The sequence below is a fragment of the Paenibacillus algorifonticola genome (assembly GCF_000971975.1).
In the GTDB taxonomy this organism is placed as follows: Bacteria; Bacillota; Bacilli; order Paenibacillales; family Paenibacillaceae; genus Pristimantibacillus; species Pristimantibacillus algorifonticola.
On the sequence record NZ_LAQO01000011.1, the window covers coordinates 19,690 to 39,787 of the forward strand.

The 20,098-nt window shown below is 47.5% G+C and carries 21 protein-coding genes; 13 read left to right on the forward strand and 8 right to left on the reverse strand.

Annotated features, from left to right (window positions below):
- Nucleotides 1–5 precede the first annotated feature (5 nt).
- The 5 genes from WH37_RS17440 (at nt 6) to WH37_RS17460 (ending at nt 6,712) form a co-directional block, all read left to right on the forward strand.
- Complete coding sequence (locus tag WH37_RS17440) at nt 6–1,028, forward strand: sensor histidine kinase (protein WP_046231905.1); 1,023 nt, start codon at nt 6–8, stop codon at nt 1,026–1,028.
- Between the two features lie 157 nt (nt 1,029–1,185).
- Nucleotides 1,186–1,971, forward strand: a complete 786-nt coding sequence (locus WH37_RS17445; protein WP_046231906.1) for an ABC transporter ATP-binding protein — start codon at nt 1,186–1,188, stop codon at nt 1,969–1,971.
- On the forward strand, nt 1,958–3,871 hold the full coding sequence (locus WH37_RS17450) for an FtsX-like permease family protein (protein WP_046231907.1): 1,914 nt from the start codon (nt 1,958–1,960) through the stop codon (nt 3,869–3,871). The genes WH37_RS17445 and WH37_RS17450 overlap by 14 nt, the downstream gene beginning before the upstream one ends.
- Nucleotides 3,872–3,972: 101 nt before the next feature.
- Nucleotides 3,973–5,928 carry an AraC family transcriptional regulator gene (locus WH37_RS33715; RefSeq protein WP_052737042.1) on the forward strand — a complete coding sequence of 652 codons (1,956 nt, stop codon included), beginning with the start codon at nt 3,973–3,975 and terminating at the stop codon, nt 5,926–5,928.
- A gap of 1 nt (nt 5,929) precedes the next feature.
- Complete coding sequence (locus WH37_RS17460; RefSeq protein ID WP_082110873.1) at nt 5,930–6,712, forward strand: IucA/IucC family C-terminal-domain containing protein; 783 nt, start codon at nt 5,930–5,932, stop codon at nt 6,710–6,712.
- A 132-nt stretch (nt 6,713–6,844) separates the two neighbouring features.
- Here WH37_RS17460 and WH37_RS33720 read toward each other — a convergent pair whose 3' ends face one another.
- Nucleotides 6,845–7,588 carry a hypothetical protein gene (locus tag WH37_RS33720; RefSeq protein WP_052737044.1) on the reverse strand — a complete coding sequence of 248 codons (744 nt, stop codon included), beginning with the start codon at nt 7,586–7,588 and terminating at the stop codon, nt 6,845–6,847.
- A 746-nt stretch (nt 7,589–8,334) separates the two neighbouring features.
- Entirely contained in the window at nt 8,335–9,249 is a 915-nt protein-coding gene (locus WH37_RS17470) for an arginase family protein (protein ID WP_046231908.1), read from the reverse strand.
- A 105-nt stretch (nt 9,250–9,354) separates the two neighbouring features.
- Here WH37_RS17470 and WH37_RS17475 point away from each other — a divergent pair, with 105 nt between their 5' ends.
- Nucleotides 9,355–9,693, forward strand: a complete 339-nt coding sequence (locus tag WH37_RS17475; RefSeq protein WP_046231909.1) for a winged helix-turn-helix transcriptional regulator — start codon at nt 9,355–9,357, stop codon at nt 9,691–9,693.
- A gap of 119 nt (nt 9,694–9,812) precedes the next feature.
- Here the strand turns inward: WH37_RS17475 and WH37_RS17480 are convergent, their stop codons facing one another.
- The 4 genes from WH37_RS17480 to WH37_RS36505 all read right to left on the reverse strand — a co-directional run bounded on the left by WH37_RS17480 (nt 9,813) and on the right by WH37_RS36505 (nt 13,286).
- Nucleotides 9,813–11,216: a sensor histidine kinase gene (locus WH37_RS17480; protein WP_046231910.1), complete on the reverse strand. Its 1,404-nt coding sequence runs from the start codon at nt 11,214–11,216 to the stop codon at nt 9,813–9,815.
- The gene (locus tag WH37_RS17485) at nt 11,200–11,886 is read right to left on the reverse strand and encodes a response regulator transcription factor (protein WP_046231911.1); all 687 of its coding nucleotides are present in this window, start codon (nt 11,884–11,886) and stop codon (nt 11,200–11,202) included. Before WH37_RS17485 ends, WH37_RS17480 begins: the two co-directional genes overlap by 17 nt.
- A 713-nt stretch (nt 11,887–12,599) precedes the next feature.
- On the reverse strand, nt 12,600–13,013 hold the full coding sequence (locus WH37_RS36500) for a DUF4111 domain-containing protein (protein WP_052737045.1): 414 nt from the start codon (nt 13,011–13,013) through the stop codon (nt 12,600–12,602).
- 33 nt (nt 13,014–13,046) lie between these two features.
- The gene (locus WH37_RS36505) at nt 13,047–13,286 is read right to left on the reverse strand and encodes a nucleotidyltransferase domain-containing protein (RefSeq protein WP_052737046.1); all 240 of its coding nucleotides are present in this window, start codon (nt 13,284–13,286) and stop codon (nt 13,047–13,049) included.
- A 234-nt stretch (nt 13,287–13,520) separates the two neighbouring features.
- Here WH37_RS36505 and WH37_RS17495 point away from each other — a divergent pair, with 234 nt between their 5' ends.
- Entirely contained in the window at nt 13,521–14,102 is a 582-nt protein-coding gene (locus tag WH37_RS17495) for a class I SAM-dependent methyltransferase (protein ID WP_046231912.1), read from the forward strand.
- Nucleotides 14,103–14,145: 43 nt separating this feature from the next.
- Here WH37_RS17495 and WH37_RS17500 read toward each other — a convergent pair whose 3' ends face one another.
- The gene (locus tag WH37_RS17500; protein ID WP_231594270.1) at nt 14,146–15,213 is read right to left on the reverse strand and encodes a sensor histidine kinase; all 1,068 of its coding nucleotides are present in this window, start codon (nt 15,211–15,213) and stop codon (nt 14,146–14,148) included.
- A complete protein-coding gene (locus tag WH37_RS17505) occupies nt 15,203–15,898 on the reverse strand; it encodes a response regulator transcription factor (protein ID WP_046231913.1) in 696 nt (231 codons plus the stop codon). Before WH37_RS17505 ends, WH37_RS17500 begins: the two co-directional genes overlap by 11 nt.
- A gap of 335 nt (nt 15,899–16,233) precedes the next feature.
- On the opposite strand from WH37_RS17505, the gene WH37_RS17510 reads away from it, so the two are divergent.
- The 6 genes from WH37_RS17510 to metG all read left to right on the forward strand — a co-directional run bounded on the left by WH37_RS17510 (nt 16,234) and on the right by metG (nt 19,929).
- On the forward strand, nt 16,234–16,434 hold the full coding sequence (locus WH37_RS17510) for a hypothetical protein (protein ID WP_046231914.1): 201 nt from the start codon (nt 16,234–16,236) through the stop codon (nt 16,432–16,434).
- A 34-nt stretch (nt 16,435–16,468) separates the two neighbouring features.
- On the forward strand, nt 16,469–16,693 hold the full coding sequence (locus WH37_RS17515) for a hypothetical protein (RefSeq protein WP_046231915.1): 225 nt from the start codon (nt 16,469–16,471) through the stop codon (nt 16,691–16,693).
- A gap of 92 nt (nt 16,694–16,785) precedes the next feature.
- The gene (locus tag WH37_RS17520; protein WP_046231916.1) at nt 16,786–17,247 is read left to right on the forward strand and encodes a Fur family transcriptional regulator; all 462 of its coding nucleotides are present in this window, start codon (nt 16,786–16,788) and stop codon (nt 17,245–17,247) included.
- On the forward strand, nt 17,247–17,516 hold the full coding sequence (yidD, locus tag WH37_RS17525; protein WP_046231917.1) for a membrane protein insertion efficiency factor YidD: 270 nt from the start codon (nt 17,247–17,249) through the stop codon (nt 17,514–17,516). Before WH37_RS17520 ends, yidD begins: the two co-directional genes overlap by 1 nt.
- A gap of 145 nt (nt 17,517–17,661) precedes the next feature.
- Nucleotides 17,662–17,901, forward strand: coding sequence for a hypothetical protein (locus tag WH37_RS17530; protein ID WP_046231918.1), 240 nt, complete (start codon nt 17,662–17,664; stop codon nt 17,899–17,901).
- A 12-nt stretch (nt 17,902–17,913) separates the two neighbouring features.
- The gene (metG, locus tag WH37_RS17535) at nt 17,914–19,929 is read left to right on the forward strand and encodes a methionine--tRNA ligase (RefSeq protein WP_046231919.1); all 2,016 of its coding nucleotides are present in this window, start codon (nt 17,914–17,916) and stop codon (nt 19,927–19,929) included.
- The last annotated feature ends 169 nt before the right edge of the window (nt 19,930–20,098 follow it).

Below are 20,098 nucleotides of genomic sequence, written 5' to 3' on the forward strand. Positions count from 1 at the left end.
GTGACTTGTTGCTCCGTTATTTATATGACAGAAAAAGCTGGATTGCGTTCTACCTGCTTTCTTTGTTGTTCGTGGATTTGCTAATCTGGCTTGACAATGGCATTGCTATTCAAGCTGCCTCGATGCTGTATATGAATACCCTGCTAATTTTGGCTATGCTAGTTTTTTTAGGGTGGCGCTTTCGAAAAGAAACAGCCTACGCGCGCGCACTGGCAAGCACAGCTGAAGAAATAGAGGAGGACTGGATCGAAACGCTGCCGCCCGCTAATTTTTATGATGAAGAAGCAACGAATCAACTTTTGCGAGCGGCCGACCACTGGTATTCGGACAAGCTTGCGGATAGCTATGCGGCCCATACGGTGGAGCAGGATTATACGGCGGCTTGGGTGCACGAAGTGAAAGCGCCGCTGACCGCCATGAAATTGACGATAGATGCCGATAGGAGCAGCCAGGTGCTGCGAAAAATAGAATCGGAATGGCTGCGCATTCATCTGCTCATTGACCAGCAGTTGTACATTTCACGGCTGCCTACGCTCGAGGCGGATTACGTGCTGGAACAGGCCGGGATTCAGCAGCTTGCCGCTCTGGAAGTACGGGAGCTGGCCTCTTGGTGTGTAGAGAAAAATATAGCCGTCATGTTTGAAGGGGAAGAGGCAATCGTCAGGACGGACCGCAAATGGTGCCGCTTTGTTATTAGGCAATTACTGACGAATGCGGTCAAATATAGCCCGAAGGGCGGTATGATACTTCTGTCGACGACAGTTGCGCCTGAAGGACATGTGAGGATCACGATCAAGGATGAGGGACCAGGCATTGCCGCCCATGACTTGCCGCGTATTTTTGATAAAGGATTTACTGGGGGGAATGGAAGGCTGCAAAATGCGGCAACCGGACTGGGGCTTTATTTAGCACGGACGGTTGCGCTCAAAATCGGGGTTGACCTGAACGTACAGTCTGGACTGCACGCAGGAACAGCGATGGAGATGACCTTCCCTATAAGCAATGCGTTCGAAGCAATTCGGGCATGACGGTCGTAAAATGGACAGCTGCAGCTAGCAATCGGAACAAACCGACTCCATATGACAATAGTGTCACGCAGAACCTCCTGCTTGTCATCTGATGCGAGCGACGGGTGTGGCCTTTTTCTCTAAAATGAATGTTAGATCAGAGTAGGAGGCTATGGAGATGAAGCATAACAATTTGCCAAAAACCGTGCTGCATGCGCAGCAGGTCCGTAAATCATTTGGTGTCAGAGGCAATGTTCAGCAGGTGCTTAAAGGTATCGATCTACGTGTCGTGGAAGGGGAATTTGTTGGCATTATGGGGCCGTCTGGATCAGGGAAGTCCACGTTGATTAATGTGCTGTCAACCATTGATAAAGTGACGGAAGGGAAAATATTCGTCGAAGATGCAGACATCTCAAATATGAAAAATGCTGAACTGTCTATCTTCCGGCGCAAGAAGCTTGGTTTTATTTTTCAGGATTATAATTTGCTGGATACGTTAACTGTAAAAGAGAACATTCTGCTGCCTGTATCGCTTGGCAAGTTGAAGAAAAAAGCGGCTGAGGAAGCATTCCAGACGATTGCTGCAGATCTCGGTATTTTGGAAATTGCTCATAAATATCCGCATGAAATTTCCGGTGGCCAACGGCAGCGGACGTCTGCGGCACGCGCATTAATCCACGAGCCTTCTATTGTATTTGCAGATGAGCCGACAGGCGCACTGGATTCGAAGGCAGCCTCCTCGCTATTGGGAAAGATGGAGGAGCTTAATCGGCAGCGCAGCATTACGATTATGATGGTTACGCATGATCCGGTAGCCTCAAGCTATTGCACCCGGGTCGTGTTTTTGAAAGACGGAATGCTGTATTCTGAAGTATACCGAGGAAGCAAAACTCGGCAAGCTTTTTTCAAAGATATTATGAATGTGCAGGCTGTGCTCGGGGGTGACCACGTTGACACTGTTTGAACTGGTCATCCGCAGCATGCGTAAAAATATGAAACATTATTATCTCTATTTTTTTGCGCTTATTTCAAGTACGGCCCTTTATTTTGTATTTGCTAGCTTGCAGCACGATACTTCCATCATGGCAGCGACATTCGGAGATGTTCAATTCGCTTCGTTGTTTAAAGTTTCAGGGATGCTGCTGCTGGCCATTGTGGTCATATTCATGCTGCAAGCGAACAGCATTTTTCTGGGGCGCCGAAGCAGGGAAATCGGGCTATATCAGCTGGTAGGTTTGACGCGCAGAGGGGTGCTGCTGCTGCTCGTTGCCGAGAATATGCTCCTTGGAATAGGGGCGCTCCTCCTTGGGATCGGCGCTGGTGCGCTCGCGTCGCGGCTTTTTGTACTTATTCTGATGAAACTAATCGGTATCGAAAGTGTCATAACCCTCTCTTTCTCCAATTCAGCGGCTATTCAAACCGCTATTGTGTTTGCCGTGCTCATTGGCCTTACATGGATACAAATCGTGTTTAAAGTTTATTGCACTACGCTTCTCGGGCTGTTCAAGGCCGATCGGCAGGGGGAGCATCCCAAACAGCCAAAAGCGGTTCTCTCCGCTATGATGGGGCTGCTTAGTATAGTGCTGATCGGGGCGGGCTATATGCTATCAAGCAAGCTTCCTGGTCAGGAGCTGTTTTTGCAAATGCTGGTTATTCTCGCCTCGACCATACTCGGAACCTACCTGCTGTTTCGTGTCACGATCGGCTGGCTGCTTTACTGGGTTCGAAGGAGCAAGAACGGACAGCTTGGACTGAAAAACAGCTTGTCACTGGCTCCGGTCATGCATCGAATGAAAGCAAATGCAAGCTCACTCACGCTCATAACGGTTTTGTCAGCGATGACTCTAACAATGGTGGCAATCGCTTATTCGCTGTACTACTCAGCAGAAAGTGAGGCCCGTGGGATGCTGCCTTACGATTTTATTTTTGAAAATAATGGGCAGGATGCAAGGTCATTTCGTACGGAGCTGGAGCAGGCAGAATTTACATTTATTCATCAATCGGTTGAGGCTATTCGGCTGACAGGTGCTTTTGGCAATGGCAAGGAAGGAGAACGCAGCCTCTTGCTGCTCGCAGCAGAACAACTGCAGGCGAGCGGCGCCGATATTGAACTGCCCAAGCAAGGCGAGGCCGTTTGGTTTAAAGGACAGAGGAATGCGTTAAGCAAGGAGCCGGATACCGTACTTTTTCCACAAGCGGTTAATCTTGAAGCAAGCGGGGTTCCCCTCACTATTAAGGTGATCAAAGGCATAGATCGTTATGCGATGAACTACAACGTAAACGGCGGTCAGCTGGCCGTACCTGAGGCGACGCTGCATGCTATTCGTGAGCAGATACCCTCCTCTACTAATCAGGCAACCATTCAGATAGATACGTACCAAATTGCTTCTAAGAACGAGCGCGCAGTAGCATCTGGATTCTATGCAAAATATGTAAAGGCAGACGAGAACAGGCCAGACTTTGACACTTACTATAAAGAGTCGCTTCAAAAATTCGGGCTTATCATTTTTATAGCAGGCTTTCTAGGGCTTATATTCCTGATGGCGACAGGCAGCATTTTATACTTTAAGCAGATGACAGAGGCGGAGCAGGAGAGGAAGAGCTATACGATTTTGCGCCAACTTGGATTCGGGGAACAAGAGATAATGGGGGGTATTATCCGTAAACAGCTGTTTGTGTTCACGATTCCGCTCGCGATCGGACTTGTCCATTCCATTGTCGCCGTAAAAGCAGCCTCCGCATTGACGTTGTCAGATATTACATTTCCGGCAGCTGCTGCCATGGCGATGTATACGGTCATTTATTTCGTGTTCGCGGTGCTTGCCGTTGGTTATTATCGCCGAATAGTTAGGCTGGCGCTGTAGCCGTTAAGCTGGTGACAGCTTAAAAACACTTTGATAATGAGAATGATTATTACTATAATGAAAGAGTTGGAAGCTGTAAATAGACATGGAAGGTGAACATAATGAAGTTGCAGGAACAATTGCCCTTATGGAATCATGCGGCTATACGGGTACTTGATGTTCGTCGGTCTATGCTGCGAGTGAGTGACAGTGTGCAAGGCTTCCGTTTGCCGGCGAGTGCCTTCTTAGTAGCTGTTGCTGGAGAGGCTCGGCTTCTCATTGACGGTACCGAGCATATCGTCGATCGCTGTTATGTGTGCCACGCCGGAAAAGGCGCAACGGTCGACATTAACCACGTCGCTGAACCATTCGATTATTATATGATTTTTTATAAAGCCATTCTCGCTGTGCCCAGCCGCAAAGAGCTGCTAAATGTGTATAGGGACAACAATCCATTCCAAATGCAATATGGCTTCGCTCCTAACTATCCCCTCGGTGTCCTTGCGAAAATAGAGCAAATGCACACCTATTGGCTGCTTGATGCCCAATTGGAGAAATTCCATGTGCGAGCTATTTTTCACCAATTGGTGTATGATCTCCTGCTGCAGCTTTATGCTCTTGAGGGAACACCGATGGCTCAGCCAAACTACGTAAGCCAGACGATTCGTTTTATGGAGGAGCGTTATGCGGAGCCCATCAGCCTCCAAGATTTAGCGAATACCCTTCATTGCAGCGAAAGGCAGCTGCAGCGATTATTTAAGGCGAAGCTGGGCATTGGACCGCTGGAATATTTAATCCGGATTCGTATGGACCATGCGCAAGCGATGTTATTGAATACGAATTTACCGCTAAAGGTAATCGCCGAATCGGTAGGCTATGGGGATAGTTATTATTTTAGCCGGGCTTTTAAGAAGCATTGTGGCGTGTCCCCTCTGTATTTTAGGCAAAACCGTCGCATAAGTTCATCCTATGTGTCGGGATATTCCATTGGATCTCGTCCTAATCTCTCCTATAATAATGAGCGTGATAATCATTATCAACATATTAACGGGGGAGTTTTAGGAATGAATAGGAGCAAGGGGTCTATTTTAGCGGTCAGTTTGATGTTGAGTTTAATATTATTGTTGAGTGCATGTGCAACTGCGCCCGGCAACGGTTCGGGGAACAATACAGGGGGAGCCAGCCCAACTAGTACCGTTTCATCGAATACCAATACTGCGCAAACGGCACAACAAGCTTATCCGGTCGTTATAAAGCATGCAAAGGGAGAACTAACGCTGGAGCAGCATCCTACGAAAATTGCGGTGCTTGATACTAAATTTGTGGACCAACTGGTGACGTTAAGCGAGCAGCCAGCGGGCAGTGTGAAAGCTGCGGCAGATAAAACCGATTTCCCTGAGTATTTATCCGAGAAGCTGACGGATGTTAAATTGCTCGGTACGAGGGATGAGCCGAATTTGGAAGCTATTGCTGCGATGGAACCGGATTTAATCATTTGTACGGAGTTCCAGGAAAAAGTATACGATAGCTTGTCGAAAATTGCGCCTACCATCATGCTCGATTTTGATGAAAATTGGCGCGATACATTAACGACCTTCGGCAAAATTACAGGGAAATCGGAAGAAGCGAGTGCTGTCCTGGATGCCTATAACGAGAAAACAGCTAAGCTGAAGGAAGAGCTTAAGGCCAAGCTTGGAGACCAGACCGTTGCGCTCATTCGTCCACGTGATGAAGGCATTCGCATTCATACACCGAGCCATCGCACAGGGGACATTTTATATAACGATCTAGGCTTGTCCGCCCCACAGCAGGTGCTGGATGAGAAGGATACGGCTTATCAAATTTCGTTTGAAGCTTTTCCAGAAGTAGGGGCAGACCATTATTTCCTCGTGCATGACGACATGTTTAAGGAGGTTGTTGAGGAGTTCCAGCAGACTGAAACTTGGAAAAGTGTTGAAGCCGTGAAAAACAATCAAGTATATGAAGTGGATTCGAACATTTGGATTGCTTATTATGGGCCTATCGCGATTAATATGATTGTGGACAGAGCTGCAGAAATTTTCCTTGGAACGCGATAACATGCCGGTTAATCTTTCACCTGCACAGTGGAAAGAGCTTGAAGCCAGGTTCAAGTTTACGCCTGAAAAAAAGGATTCCCCTGGTACTCTCTCCATTTTATCAAGAGATTTGCTAGAACGAGAGAAATGCGAGTCCTATCTGGATCAACTAGCAACTGAAATAGGCGCGCCATCGAGAAGAGTAGCAGCATCGATGCTCGCGAAGCGATATGCTTTTCTATTCGTTGCACCTGTCTTGTATGCGATGACGGTATATGACAAAGGCTTGCCGTTAACGTTAGATAACTGCCGACTGGCTTCGCCTGACGAAAGCGAAAGTAGGGTGAGCGGCTCCAAGTTTCCTAATTTGAGCTTTGATGGACTGGAAATGACAGAGCCAGAGGCGGGAAAACGGCTGGAATGGCGGGATCAGATGATGCGTCAGCTATTTGCGGAGCATCTTTCTCCCTTATTCCGTTCTTTATCCGTGGCCGGCAAAGTTCCAATGGCGATTTTGTGGGAAAATGCGTTTGTCCGAATGGTTCCGCTGTATGAGGATGGTTTGGAAGAAGAGAGCGATTCATCGGTTATACAGCGTCTTCATGACGATTTCATGTTTATGACAGAGACTGCACCAGCGAGCATATTTGGTGAACGCCGCAACCCGCTTGCGAAGTTTATAAAACCCAGCCATGCAGGCATTGCCGGAGAAATGTTGGCCTCTATTCGTCAAACCTGCTGCTTTTATTACGAAATGTCCTCCGAATACTGCAGAGCTTGTCCGAAGCCTCTTAACTGTCATTGACAAAAGGGAGGGAGGCCAGACGATTGTAAATTCAATCGTTGAAGATTCAAGCGTGCATCTATGGATACGATAATAAGTTTCAGCAGAAAAGCTGCTATCGGTATTGTTCCGATAGCAGCTTTTTCAGCTTTGTTAGTTTAACTTAATCGCAGTAAGACTGCCGTTTGTTTTAAAATCCGTTGTATAGGAAACGGTAGCTGTGGCGGAGAAGGTGCCAGTGGGTCCCGTGATGGTTATCGTGGGAGCGGAGGAGTAGCCTGCACCTGCATTTGTGATTTTGATTCCGGTCACTTTACCGTTCGTTAATAAGGTTGTAGCGGTCGCAGCCGTACGAGTCCAAACCTCGCCTTTGCTGCCGTTGTAGCGGTAGTAGTTCGATACTTCATCCAGACGGTCGTTGCTAATGCCATAGGGAGCAAGCACTTTTAGCAGAGCTGCTTTGTTGGATTGTGCTTGCTCAGAGGTAGGGCCATCGCTTCCAGCGCCCGCAGGAGTTACACCGCTGAAAGCTTCCCTGAATACTTCGGTAGGTACGCCGAGCGCGGCAGCAATGAGTACTACGGGTCTGCCATGGTCCACGGAATCCGTGTCATAACCGCCTGTGAGCGAAATCGTATAACCGTTCTGATCGGTTATGCTGGTGCTCGTTCCTGATCCAGTGCCCGCATTAGCGGATGGCTTAGGATTTGCAGAAACCGGAGAGGAGGGGGGCTTTTTGTCCGGATTTTTTTTCTCATGGACTCGGGCTGGGGCTGCTGCTTCGTTGGGCTTATTGTTGGAGTGGGCATTACTACTGTTGGCCGTGGTCAATTGAACGGCACCTGCACTCACCGCAATCAGGATCAGCAGTGTGACGATCGTTTTTTTGGCTTTCATAGGGGGAAGCTCCTCTCAAATGGGGGGATGTTGTTCTAGCTCTAGATTAATATAGCTATGTGTCAGGAAGATGTTGAGAGAGAATGGGGGTGGAAACTAGGGTGTGTATGCAAACGTAAGCGAGCCAGATCCTGATCCTGATAGAAGCCAGCGTCAAACGTATTCCCGCTACGACCCGGAATGTCACCTCTTATGAATGTGAACCTACGTACCGAAAGGCAGCTTCATGCTCTTCGTTTCAGGGGTTTGCTTCCTGCACAAAGAAAGACTTGGTGGACACAGCAGCCGTTATTTCAACAGAATTATGAGTTATGGCACAGGCTGCGGACACAGGAGCCGCTAATATGCTGCAGATGGCCATTTTGACGTGAGAATGCGGGCGATAACGGATCTCCTGTCCGCTTACGGCCTGAAATCGTATAAAAAGCCAGAATAGCGGAACCTCAGTCCTCCAAAAAAAGGAGGGAGCGTCCCGAGCTGCAGGGTCTCAGCCACAATCGCATGCTGCGGTTCCTTAAGCCTTGAATCGTCAGATGAGATTAGCCTCAAGCGATCCCGCACATTGCCGAAGAGCAAACTTGGGGAGGCGATCAATAATTAATAAAACTACAAAGCATGAACCAGAGGAGTTTAAGTATTTTTTTGCATTTGCTGCCACATCAAAATACACCCTCGCAAACATAAAGTGCGAGAGTGTATTTTATGATTAAGCAGATCATTGTTCTAATATAATTCCGATGATGACTTTACTTATTAAAAATAGGTATTTCTCCAAGCAGCTTCTTCAAGTTAATCGCATCCCACGGCATATGTTCTGTTATACCTAATCCAACTACATCCGTTTCTTCAGATAGTTCTTTAATCAGATTAAGCAGTTGCGGCATTTGCATGGTTCCCGCAGGAGAATAAGTATAAGGTGCTTCAGGGTTCGCGAACAATAAAGAACGAAATGCCTTTGGATCAAGCACATCTAAATCAAGGTGAATAGCTAAGTGCTTAATGCCGCTTTCCTTAATCCACTCTTTTATAGCTTCCGTGCTGCTTAATAACTCTTCTGTTCCTGCCGTTTTAATACCTAGTCTTTGAATCACTTCTGTGTCTTGTTCGGCAGGAGCTATACCTAGTCTTTGAAATGCTTCTGTAATCACTTCTATTTCTTGTTCTGTAGGAGTTGCTAATCCCGCGATAAAGACATTTTCAGGCTTTAGAGGGATTTTTACATGTTTTGCGAACTCCTCATCTCCTTCTCCCAACAGATTTCCGAGCGGTAATGTATGTCCGTTATCATAGCCCACATATCTAACTAAATCACTGTGAGCATCGATCCAAATTAAGCCTAGTTCCCCACCATATCTTTCGTTTAAATAGGCAAATGGGGCTTGCTCGACTAAGCAGTCGCCACCAAACATGATAATGCGATCTGGCTTATGAGCCTTAATGATATGCTGAGCAGCCTCTAATTGTTCAAGCAGCTGTTTTCTCCCATTTATACCGTTCTCGTTTTCAAGTGGAGTTCCATCATACGCTTGCACTGGAACATGAATAAGGGGTTGATCATTTTCCGGAGCAAGCCAAGCAAGCAGTTCGGCTCCAAAAGAGTAGTTAGGATTATCGCCTCCTTGCCATTGTGGCATTAACAGGCGTATTGTTTTTTTAGTCATGTTTTTCTCTCCTTTACTTCAAAGTAAGGTTAGTATAAACTGAACGCAAATTAAAACGTAGTACGCACTTTATTGATAGGTACTACCCGGAAGGATAGTGTAAATATGAGTATGGCTGAATATAAAGGTAAAGTTAAAAATATTCAAGATACACCTTTTGGTTATACAGTGTCAGTTATTGGTGGTAAATGGAAAATGGTTATTATTTATCTCCTGGCAGAAAACCAACCGGTTCGCTTTAATGATCTGAAAAGACAGATAGGAGCTATTACTTATAAAACATTGAGTTCACACCTTAAAGAATTGGAAGCGGATGGTTTGGTGAATCGGAAAGAGTATCCTCAGGTTCCGCCTAAAGTCGAATACAGTCTCACAGATAAAGCGGAAACGCTATTACCCGTTTTGGAACAGTTATGTGAGTGGGGAGAAAAAAACAAAAGTTAGTGTGGACTATTTGACGCTTACGAAGCTAGCCAAAAGACGGCAAAGAAAAAAGGCCAGCCAGTCGCTGCTGGCTGACCTGATTAGGTCATTAAGACGCCCCGAAACGGCCAATCGAACGGTTACGGCTGCTTAGGGAGCAATAACTGGAATGTCGTTCCCTGCGGTGTGCTTTGCTTCAAATTCAGCTGGCCTCCCATGGCCATGGCGAGCATTCGGCTGTAGGTTAGACCGAGGCCGAGGCCGCCGACAGAAAGCTTTTTACGCTCACCGCGAAAGTATCGCTCAAAAATATTTTTCTGCTCCTCATCCGGTATGCCGGGACCGTTATCCTGAACGATAATTTCATAGCTGCTGGCTGATGATTGCGATAAGGATACATGGATGCGGCCTTGGCCTTGCAGCGCTTGTCTGCTATTGTTCAGCAAATTCACAATAATTTGCTGAATGCGGCTGGCGTCCCCGACACCTAGGAAAACTTCGCTCGGAATATCGGCTGATAGGTCGAGCCCCTCTACAGGATCAAGCAGTCCCCATTGGTACACAATTTCTTCAACTAGCTTGCTGAGAACAAGCGTGTCCTGTCGGACGCTGATTTTGCCGGAAGCGAAGGCATTGAAATCCAGCAGGTCGGTGACCATATGCTGAAGCCGGCGTGTCTGCTGCAAGGAGATGTCCAGAAATTCCTCAGCTTCCTCCTCCGCAACCACTTGATCGCGAACGGCATGAATAAGGCCATGAATGGAGGAAATCGGTGTTTTCAGCTCATGCGTCACGCCTGCAAGCAGCTCCGTCCGCAGCTCCTCCAATGTACCGAGGCGTGCAGCCATCGTCTGGAATGACACCAGCAGATCGTGTATTTCCTTTTCCTTCACATGATTGGGAACGACTACCTGATAATTGCCAGCCTCCATCTGATTCAACGCTTCGGCGAGCTGCTTAATCGGCCTTCTTAAATTTCGCGACAGAAAGAAGATGATTAGCCAGCCCAGCAAGCCTGAGCCAAGGAGAAGGGAAGCAATTAGGCCATAGTTCTGATTAACATGCACTAACTCCTTATAGAAGTAGGAAATGACAACCGATCCGATGACCTCCTCCTTGCTTTTGCCCCATATTGGAGTAGTTAGCGTATATTGATCTTCCGATATGGCGACGCTCAGCTCATTGGAGAGTGGAGGTACACCCGGAGCAACATCTCTGGGGGCCTGTTTGACAAAAATAGCCGTCCCGCTATGATCAAATACGCGCAACGAAAATTGTCCTGGCAGCGAGTAACGGCGCTGGGTGCGGTCGATCCATTCATAGAAATGGCCCGGAATGACGATTTTTCCCCTTTCTTGGCTCACATACTGCGAGGCTACTTGGGCAAATGCTTTGAGATTTTGCTTCCGCTCATGCAGCGTTTCCTGGCGAATCCAGAAGATCGATACCAATCCGATGGCAAGCAGCCCAATGAATAAGGTGAGCACGTAACGAAACGTCCAGCGGCTGAGCAGCGTTTGGCGACGATTATTGGGTGTTGGCATAAAGCATATACCCCGTCCCCCGCAGGGTGCGGATTTCTCCTTCTTCTGGCGGCCAATGAAGCAGCAGCTTGCGCAAACGCTTGATGGCCAAATCTACCGCGCGGTCGCTGCCCTCATAATCCATGCCCCATACTTTATCGATTAACTGCTCGCGGTAAAAAATCTGGTTCGGATGCTCAGCGAGGAACATGAGCAGCGACAGATCACGGGGAGTGATCGAAAGGCTTGCGCCGTTCAAGTAAACCGTGTGTGATTTAAAATCGATGCGAATGCTCCCAAAAGTGACTTGTTCCGAGCTGACGAGTGAGCGGGGCGGCCGTCTGAGCACCGCATGGATGCGGGCGACAACCTCTTCTGGCTCAAACGGCTTCGTCATATAATCGTCCGCGCCTTCGTTAAGTCCGAGAATCCGGTCGCTGACATCGCCTCTGGCCGTCAGCATAATGACGGGACAAGCGCTTTTGTAGCGTATATGGTTCAAAATCTCCCAGCCATTCATGCCCGGCAGCATGACGTCGAGAATAACGAGTGTAGGCGTTGCTGCATCAAAAGCTTCAATAGCTTCCCGGCCGTTTCGATAGATGCTGCAATCGAATCCCGCCTTGCGTATATAGGCTGCGAGCACTCGTGAGATGGCGTCCTCGTCTTCCACAATCATAATCGTATTCATAAGAAATCCTCCGATGCGGCGGTCTAACATACAGTCACCTCTGAAAAAAAGTATACCGTGTGAGCTAGAGAATGACTATACGCTGCGCTTGATGCCGAGGAATATTTTAAACGTTTATTGAGTCAGGGGGATGTCGGGGGAGGGCAAGGGGACGCAGCACAATGGCTCACACAAACGCGTAATTGTGAAAAACGGCATTTCAGATAAAAGCTTCTGAAATACCGTTTTGAATCCCGTCTAGGATGTGTATGCAAACCGGAGTCGGTCTGCTGCTCCTTTCTTAGCGTCTATTCAAGGGCAATCTCATTTGCCGATTCAAGGCTGGGGACCCGCAGCCTGTGATTGTTGCTGGGGCCACGCAGCGTGGGACTTACACCATTTTGTGAGGACTGAGGTTCCGCTATTCTGGCTTTTGATCCGATTTCAGGCCGTAAGCGGACAGGAGATCCGTTATCGCCCGCATTCTCCCGTCAAAATGGCCATCTGCAGCATATTAGCGGCTCCTGTGTCCGCAGCCTGTGCAATAACCCATAATACTGTTGAAATAGCGGCTCCTGTGTCCGCCAAGACTAGCTTTGTACAGGGAGTAAACCCTTGATACGAAGAAGATAAAGCCGCCTTTCGGTACGTAGGTTCACATTCATAAGGGGGGACATTCCCGGTAGGAGAGGGAATACGTTCGAAGCGGGCTCGCTTACCTTTGCATACACACCCTAATCCATTGCTATTCGATTGATTTTATTTATTTCGCTTAGCATATAGTCGGCAAAGTCCGTTAACTTTTCACGATTTAATGCAGTGCTATCTTCGCTTCCGCTATATTCATTCAGACAGTGCTGAATAATCGGTCGATACTCGGAAGGCAATGCCTGCATTCCCCAGTCTCCGCCTTCTTTTTTAGAAGATACTGCACCTTCTCTTAGATAGAATAGAACCCGGCATAGATTTAAGGATATGTACATAGGTGTTTCAATAATATCCGTTGACGCATGTTGAACATCATAGAGGATCGACTTCATATAAAATCGCTCGTCAATGGGCTGGAAAACTTCACGAATGGCTTTGCCGTATAAAGCAATCCCTCGATGAAAATCAGAATAATGGAATTCAAAGGGCGTCGGATACACAAATTGCTTCAGGTAAGCTTCCAGAATAATGCTTCATTCAATTCCACGATCATTAGGCATGCTTTCGTGGAGCTTTAGAAGCTTTTTTGCAATACGCTTATTCGTTTCAGTCGACAATGCTTCTTGTGCGACGATTAATAAATCAATATCACTTTTATGCGTGTTAAAGCATCCCATTGCCAAAGAACCATGTAAATAAATACCGACCAAATTGTCGCCCATTTCCTCATTAAACAACGCTACCGCTCTATCTAAATAATACGCAGTGTCCAATGGAACCCCCCCCTTCTAAATAAACATAGGATCCATAAATGGTATGTGTTCTCATTTTAGCTGTCAATTTATGAGCAGCAAAACGAATGGAACGGCGCGGTTGAAAATAGGTTGAGCATGGTGGAAGGCAAAGTTTCCGCTATTGAATCTTCAGAATTCCTTTAATTTCCCCCTTACTTTATATTCAGATTTTTTGGATAGCATAAGGACAGTGAAATAAAGGGGGATACGATGATGATAAATGTAAACAGTTGGAAACAGGGGAAACTGCTTTTTCTAAATAAATTTTTGCGCTCGCCCAGACAAATCGGCAGTGTAACGCCAAGCTCAAAATTTCTCGCGAAAAAAATGCTGGAGTCAGTTCCCTGGAACGAAGCAACGAGTGTTGCGGAGCTGGGAGCCGGAACTGGTGCGATAACCAAATACATTCAAGCAGCCAAAAAGAAGGCCACTAAGGTTATCCTTTTTGAAAAAGATCCTTATATGCGTGAACAATTGCAGGAGCATTATCCCGAATTTTCAAGCTATGAGGACAGCAGCTATCTCCAGGCATCGCTACATACTGAAGCGATCAAGCAGTTGGACTGCATTATTAGCGGACTGCCATTTTCCAATTTCCCGCAAACGATGCGAGACAAGCTGATGGAGCAAATTCTCGTATCCCTTAAAGATGACGGTCTATTCATTGCTTTTCAATATTCCTTGCAGATGAGATCGCAGCTTAAAGAGCATTTTGAAATTGAAAAAATTACATTCGTGCCCTTAAACGTGCCTCCCGCATTTGTATATGTTTGCCGTAAAAAGGAGGTGCGGTAATAGGCGAGACATTATGAAGAGCAAGCTGGGGAACTCAAAGCCGCTACTGTGGGCGCTTAAATTCGGCGCAAAACGCATAATGCCCCTGATGATGGTTAAGCCAGATTCGTCCATTGTGCAGCTCGACGATATGTTTAGCAATCGATAGACCAAGGCCAAATCCCGCAGGCATATGGGCATGGTTGCGGGAGGGCTCCATTTTATAAAAACGCTCAAACAATTGATCCTCCTGCTCCTTCGTAATCGGTTGGCCCACATTCTCAACGCTTAAAGTAATTCGTCCTTCTTGAACAAAAAGCTGTACGGTGATTTCTCCGGGCTTCACGGAAAATTTCAAGGCATTCATTAATAAATTGTCGATCGCTCTGACCATTTTTCCAGTATCCATAAGAGCAATGACAGGTGCAGCAGGCAAAGCTTTTTTTATTAAAATGTTCTGTTCCTGAGCTACAGGTTCAAATTCAGTAACAAGCTGCGCCAATAATCTGTTGAAATCGATTTCCTGAAAAGATAAATGGACATCCGGGTCGCTAAGCCGCGTATATTCGAATAAATCGTCAATTAGCTTTTTCAACTGCTGGGTTTTGTTATAAGCATTATCGATATACCTTTCTTGCTCCTGAACATCTTGGAAGGAGTGGGTTTTCAATAAATCCAGATAGCCGATAATGCTGGTCAGCGGTGTTCGCAAGTCATGCGAAACGGAGGTGATCAGTTCCATTTTGGATTTTTCCAGCTGTCGCTCCCGCTCCAGCTTGCTTTGCAATTGTTCCGCCATATGATTGATATTTTGTGCTACATGCCCTAATTCATCCTGGCTGGATAATGGAATCCGGTAGCTTAAATTACCGAAGGACATTGCTTTGAGGCCATCGGTAATGGTCTTGAAATAACGGATCGTACGGCGGGTCATTAATAAGAAGCTGAACCAAAAAGAGAGCACAAAAATGCCTAAAGGCAAAAATTTATAAATAAAACCTGATTGGGGTCGCTGCATGGAATAGATCGTGCTGAATAAAGTAGCAAGTATAAGGCTGAAAATAAAAGCCCAAAGCATCTGGACGCGAATGCTTTTTTTACCGTATAAATAAGTCCATAGCTTATTTTTCAATTTTGTATCCCACTCCCCAGACCGTTTTAATATATTGCGGCTCTCTAGGATTGACCTCGATTTTCTCGCGGATGTTGCGTATATGAACCATCACTGTATTTTCTGAATAAAACGCGGTATGTTCCTTCCACACGCTTTGATAGATTTTATCGACGTTAAAAACTTGCCCCCGGTGCATCGCTAATAATTCCAGAATGGAAAATTCAATAGGGGTTAACGATTTTTCATGGCCGCGCACGACAACGCTATGCTGGTCTCGATTAATGACCAAATCATCCATAGCTATTTCAGAGTCATTTATGGCGGGCTTTCTGGAAGTGAAATGCTGCCGCCTGATTTGGGCTTTTACCCGAGCAATCAGCTCAAGAGGGTTAAATGGTTTCGTTACATAATCGTCTGCGCCTGTGGAAAGACCCATAATTTTATCTAAATCCTCCCCTTTAGCAGAGAGCATAATAATAGGAACATTCGATATTTCACGGATTTTGAGGCAAGCTTGAATGCCATCCAAATGAGGCATCATAATATCGAGAATAATCAGATCAATATTCTCCTGCTGAACCATTTTCAAAGCCTGCGTCCCGTCCTCCGCTTCCCGCACAAGGTAGCCTTCATTCCGCAAATAAATGTGAATGACGTCGCGAATTTCCTGTTCATCTTCAGCTACTAAAATGGTCATTTTCATGAAGCTATCTCCTTTAAATCGCTTTCTGATTTGGCAGAAATAATTGGATGAGGACTACGGCTGCCGTCGGTGTGAGAGCGATCCACAGCAAGCGTATTCCGTAAGTATAGACGATATCTCTTTGGATTTTAATAAGGTAATTCTGAAGTTATTCTGAAGATTATCTTCAGTAAGTCCGGCCATTTTCTAAGGCATTCAGTCGGCAAGTTCAAGCAATCGTGACAAATTCGTTACTTATGGCAGGAAAGTGGCGGTACGCTTATCGTTAGCACTGGCTTTATGCAGGGCAAATCCCTTATAATGCTAGATAGAAATGTTATGGGGGAGTGTATCGCGTGAGTTTAGTAGATGTCAGCAATGTATCGCCAGCGTTATTTATTTTGGGCGTCGTTTTTTTGCTGCTCATTTTCGGATTGCTGAGCTTTGGCATTTTACGTATGTTCGGGCAGCGGTTCCGTTCCGGCTGGATATGCATCGGTGGGGCAGTTGTCAGCTTCGTTGTATTTATGTGGATATTAAATCGATGGTTCCTGTAGCCCAGGGATTTTGCGGTTAGAGGGGGCCTTCAGCATGTTTTGGACAGCGGTATGGTTTATTGTAAATATGTTTTTTGTGACCTCATTAATTTTATTTCTATTTATGCAGCGCTCCTATACGCTCGCCAAGCTGGAGCCGGGCAACGGGGACAAGCTTCGCAAGGCGCACATGAGACGGCTGGCGTTCGGAATGATAAGCCTGATTTTGTTTGTCGCAATGGTCGCCAGCTTCCTCATTAATATGCGGTTGAACGGTTAAAATAGCAGCGGCAGGAAGGCTCTCATTGACGAGAGTCTTTTTTTTCGGCATTATTGGGAGAAAGAGAATTTCAGAAGTAGGAGGTTTGTCGCATGAGTACACATGCACATTCACATACGCATACGATTGAAGATATTGTGAGAATCATGTCGAGCCAAGGCCTGCGCATCACCGACCAGCGCAAGACGCTTGCCAAGCTATTCGCAGAATCGCCGGGCTACTTGGCCCCTAAGGACGTTTATGAATACATGGGCAAGTCCTATTCCGGACTTAGCTTTGATACGGTATACCGCAACTTGCGCGTAATGGAGGAACTGGGCGTACTGGAGCAGGTGGTGTTTGAGGAGGGCGTCAAGTTCAAGCTCCATTGCCGCGAGCATGACCATCACCATCATATGATTTGTCTGAACTGCGGCAAAACGTACCCGATTATGTGCTGCCCAATGGAACAGACGACTGCGCCCGCTGACTTCCGAATCGTCAAGCACAAGTTTGAAGTATTCGGTTATTGTAAAGACTGTGACCAGGAAGAAGCAGCAGCGGCTCAAAGCTAATGGAAAAAAGACCTGTTGCCAGACGTGTATTTCAGGCGCCGATTCATTTTTACCGCAAAGCGATTTCACCGCATTTGCCGCCTTCCTGCCGCTTTGCTCCAACATGCTCCGCCTATGCGTTGGAAGCCATTGAGAAGCATGGCGTGCTTAGGGGCTCATGGCTTGCGGCTCGGCGGATTAGCCGCTGTCATCCGTTTCACGCTGGCGGTTACGACCCGGTTCCTCCCGTAAGGGGCGGGAAACAGAGCGATGGGGAGAAGCCTACTTGACAGAAGGGCTGGCGGTTCGGTATATTTTGTCATATATGAGTCTGATGAGTGGATAAGTACAATGGAAGCTGCGTCGCAGAGAGCCGGGCAATAAGGTGCGAGCCGGTACGGGCGAAGTTGGAATATGGTCCTGGAGGATCTGTCTTTGAGCAGCGCGAGATGGCTGGGCTTGACCAGTCGGGAGCGGGTAAGAGGGCAGCGTTTGACCGGCGTTAACGGTATTGTCCGCCTTCAATCGGCGGCACACGAAGCCATTGCATCTTTTTCTGTGAATCAGGAGAATGTGCAAGGGGAATTTGGGTGGTACCACGTGAGTTTTATACTCTCGTCCCATGTTGGACGGGAGTTTTTTGCGTTTTTTATGTGTTTTTTAATCGAAATTTAGGAGGCTGCTGAAATGGCGAATGACAACAAAACGTTTTATTTGACTACACCGATTTATTATCCGAGCGACAAGCTGCACATTGGACATGCGTATACGACCGTGGCGGGTGACGCAATGGCAAGATACAAGCGGCTGCGCGGCTACGACGTCTGGTTTTTGACAGGAACCGATGAGCATGGGCAGAAAATCGAGCGTAAGGCACAGGAGCAGGGCAAGACACCTCAGCAATTTGTCGATGATATCGTTGTCGGCATTAAAAGCTTGTGGGCGAAGCTGGAAATTTCCAACGATGATTTCATTCGCACGACGCAGGAGCGCCATAAGAAGGTCGTTGAGAAAATTTTCGATCAGCTGCTGAAGCAGGACGATATTTATAAGGGCACGTATGAAGGCTGGTACTGTACGCCGTGCGAATCCTTTTTCCTTGAGCGCCAGCTTGAAAATGGCAATTGTCCGGATTGCGGACGTCCGGTGGAGCTGGTAAAGGAAGAGAGCTATTTTTTCCGGATGAGCAAATATGCGGATCGCCTGCTTAAGCTTTATGAGGAGAACCCTCATTTTATTCAGCCGGAATCCCGCAAAAATGAAATGATCAACAATTTCATCAAGCCGGGATTGGAGGACCTTGCGGTATCCCGTACGACCTTCGATTGGGGCATTAAAGTGCCAGGCGATCCAAAGCATGTCATTTATGTGTGGATTGATGCGTTGTCCAACTATATTACAGCGCTTGGCTATGGCAGCGATGATCCGGAAGCTGTGGCCAAATATGAGCGCTTCTGGCCGGCGGATGTCCATCTCGTGGGCAAGGAAATCGTTCGCTTCCATACGATCTATTGGCCGATTATGCTCATGGCGCTCAACCTGCCGATTCCGAAAAAGGTATTTGCCCATGGCTGGCTGCTCATGAAGGATGGTAAAATGTCGAAGTCTAAAGGCAATGTCGTGGACCCGGTAATGCTCATCGACCGTTATGGCCTCGATGCAGTCCGCTATTATTTGCTGCGCGAGGTGCCTTTCGGCGCGGATGGCACATTTACGCCGGAAAACTTCGTCGAGCGCATTAACTTTGATCTTGCAAATGACCTTGGCAATTTACTTAATCGTACCGTTGCGATGATTGATAAATATTTTGACGGCGAGATTCCAGTTTACGCCGGACAAATAACGCCATTCGACGCTTCGCTTGAAGTGCTGGCGCAGGATACGATTGCTTCTGTGGAAGCTGCTATGGAAAACATGGAGTTTTCCGTTGCACTCGCAGCGATCTGGCAGTTCGTCAGCCGGACGAACAAATATATTGATGAGACGCAGCCGTGGACGCTGGCGAAGGATGAAGGCAAGCGCGCGGAGCTCGCTTCGGTTATGCAGCATTTGGCGGAAGCGCTGCGCATCACATCGATTATGCTCCAGCCGTTCCTGACGCACGCGCCGCGCGAGCTTTGGAAGCAGCTGGGCATTCAGCCGGGCGAGCTGACGTCGTGGGAGAGCATGCGCTCGTTCGGACAGCTGCCGGCAGGTACGCGGGTGCAGAAGGACAGCCCGCTGTTCCCGCGCCTGGAGACGGCGGATGAGGTTGCTTTTATCGCAGCCGAGATGGGCGGCGGGACAGCTAAAGCGGAAGCGCAGCCGGAAGCCGCGCAGCAAGCGGCTGGCGCTGGAGCGGAAGGAGCCGCAGCAGACGCGGCTCCGGTGGAGAGCAAGGAAGAAATCGGCATCGACGATTTCGCCAAGGTAGAGCTGCGAGTGGCGCAAGTCATCGCTGCCGAGCCTGTGAAGAAAGCCGACAAGCTGCTGAAGCTGCAGCTCGATCTCGGTTATGAGCAGCGCCAAGTCGTATCGGGCATTGCGAAATTTTATACGCCGGAGTCGATTGTCGGCCGCAAAGTGATTTGCGTTACGAACCTGAAGCCGGTGAAGCTTCGCGGAGAGCTGTCGCAGGGGATGATTCTTGCTGCGTCGCACGGCGACCAGCTAACGCTGGCTACAGTGCCGGACGATATGCCGAACGGCGCCATTGTGAAATAAAAGGAAATGCAGTAAAGCAAGCAGTATAGGAGAGAACCGTACGGAGCTAATCCGTTGCGGTTCTCTTTTTACCATATGAGGGAAGCGGGGGCGGAATAGACACACAACTGCCATACTCGCTTGGCGATCTGCTCAGAAGAGACCGGGAACCTACGAATAGCAGTTGACA

Excerpts from the sequence above, each read along its gene's own strand:
- WH37_RS17445 (WP_046231906.1), top strand. The coding sequence starts at position 1,186 with ATGAAGCATAACAATTTGCCAAAAACCGTGCTGCATGCGCAGCAGGTC.
- WH37_RS33715 (WP_052737042.1), top strand. The coding sequence starts at position 3,973 with ATGAAGTTGCAGGAACAATTGCCCTTATGGAATCATGCGGCTATACGG.
- WH37_RS17460 (WP_082110873.1), top strand. The coding sequence starts at position 5,930 with ATGCCGGTTAATCTTTCACCTGCACAGTGGAAAGAGCTTGAAGCCAGG.
- WH37_RS33720 (WP_052737044.1), bottom strand. The coding sequence starts at position 7,588 with ATGAAAGCCAAAAAAACGATCGTCACACTGCTGATCCTGATTGCGGTG.
- WH37_RS17470 (WP_046231908.1), bottom strand. The coding sequence starts at position 9,249 with ATGACTAAAAAAACAATACGCCTGTTAATGCCACAATGGCAAGGAGGC.
- WH37_RS17475 (WP_046231909.1), top strand. The coding sequence starts at position 9,355 with ATGAGTATGGCTGAATATAAAGGTAAAGTTAAAAATATTCAAGATACA.
- WH37_RS17480 (WP_046231910.1), bottom strand. The coding sequence starts at position 11,216 with ATGCCAACACCCAATAATCGTCGCCAAACGCTGCTCAGCCGCTGGACG.
- WH37_RS17485 (WP_046231911.1), bottom strand. The coding sequence starts at position 11,886 with ATGAATACGATTATGATTGTGGAAGACGAGGACGCCATCTCACGAGTG.
- WH37_RS17495 (WP_046231912.1), top strand. The coding sequence starts at position 13,521 with ATGATAAATGTAAACAGTTGGAAACAGGGGAAACTGCTTTTTCTAAAT.
- WH37_RS17505 (WP_046231913.1), bottom strand. The coding sequence starts at position 15,898 with ATGAAAATGACCATTTTAGTAGCTGAAGATGAACAGGAAATTCGCGAC.
- WH37_RS17515 (WP_046231915.1), top strand. The coding sequence starts at position 16,469 with ATGTTTTGGACAGCGGTATGGTTTATTGTAAATATGTTTTTTGTGACC.
- WH37_RS17520 (WP_046231916.1), top strand. The coding sequence starts at position 16,786 with ATGAGTACACATGCACATTCACATACGCATACGATTGAAGATATTGTG.
- yidD (WP_046231917.1), top strand. The coding sequence starts at position 17,247 with ATGGAAAAAAGACCTGTTGCCAGACGTGTATTTCAGGCGCCGATTCAT.
- metG (WP_046231919.1), top strand. The coding sequence starts at position 17,914 with ATGGCGAATGACAACAAAACGTTTTATTTGACTACACCGATTTATTAT.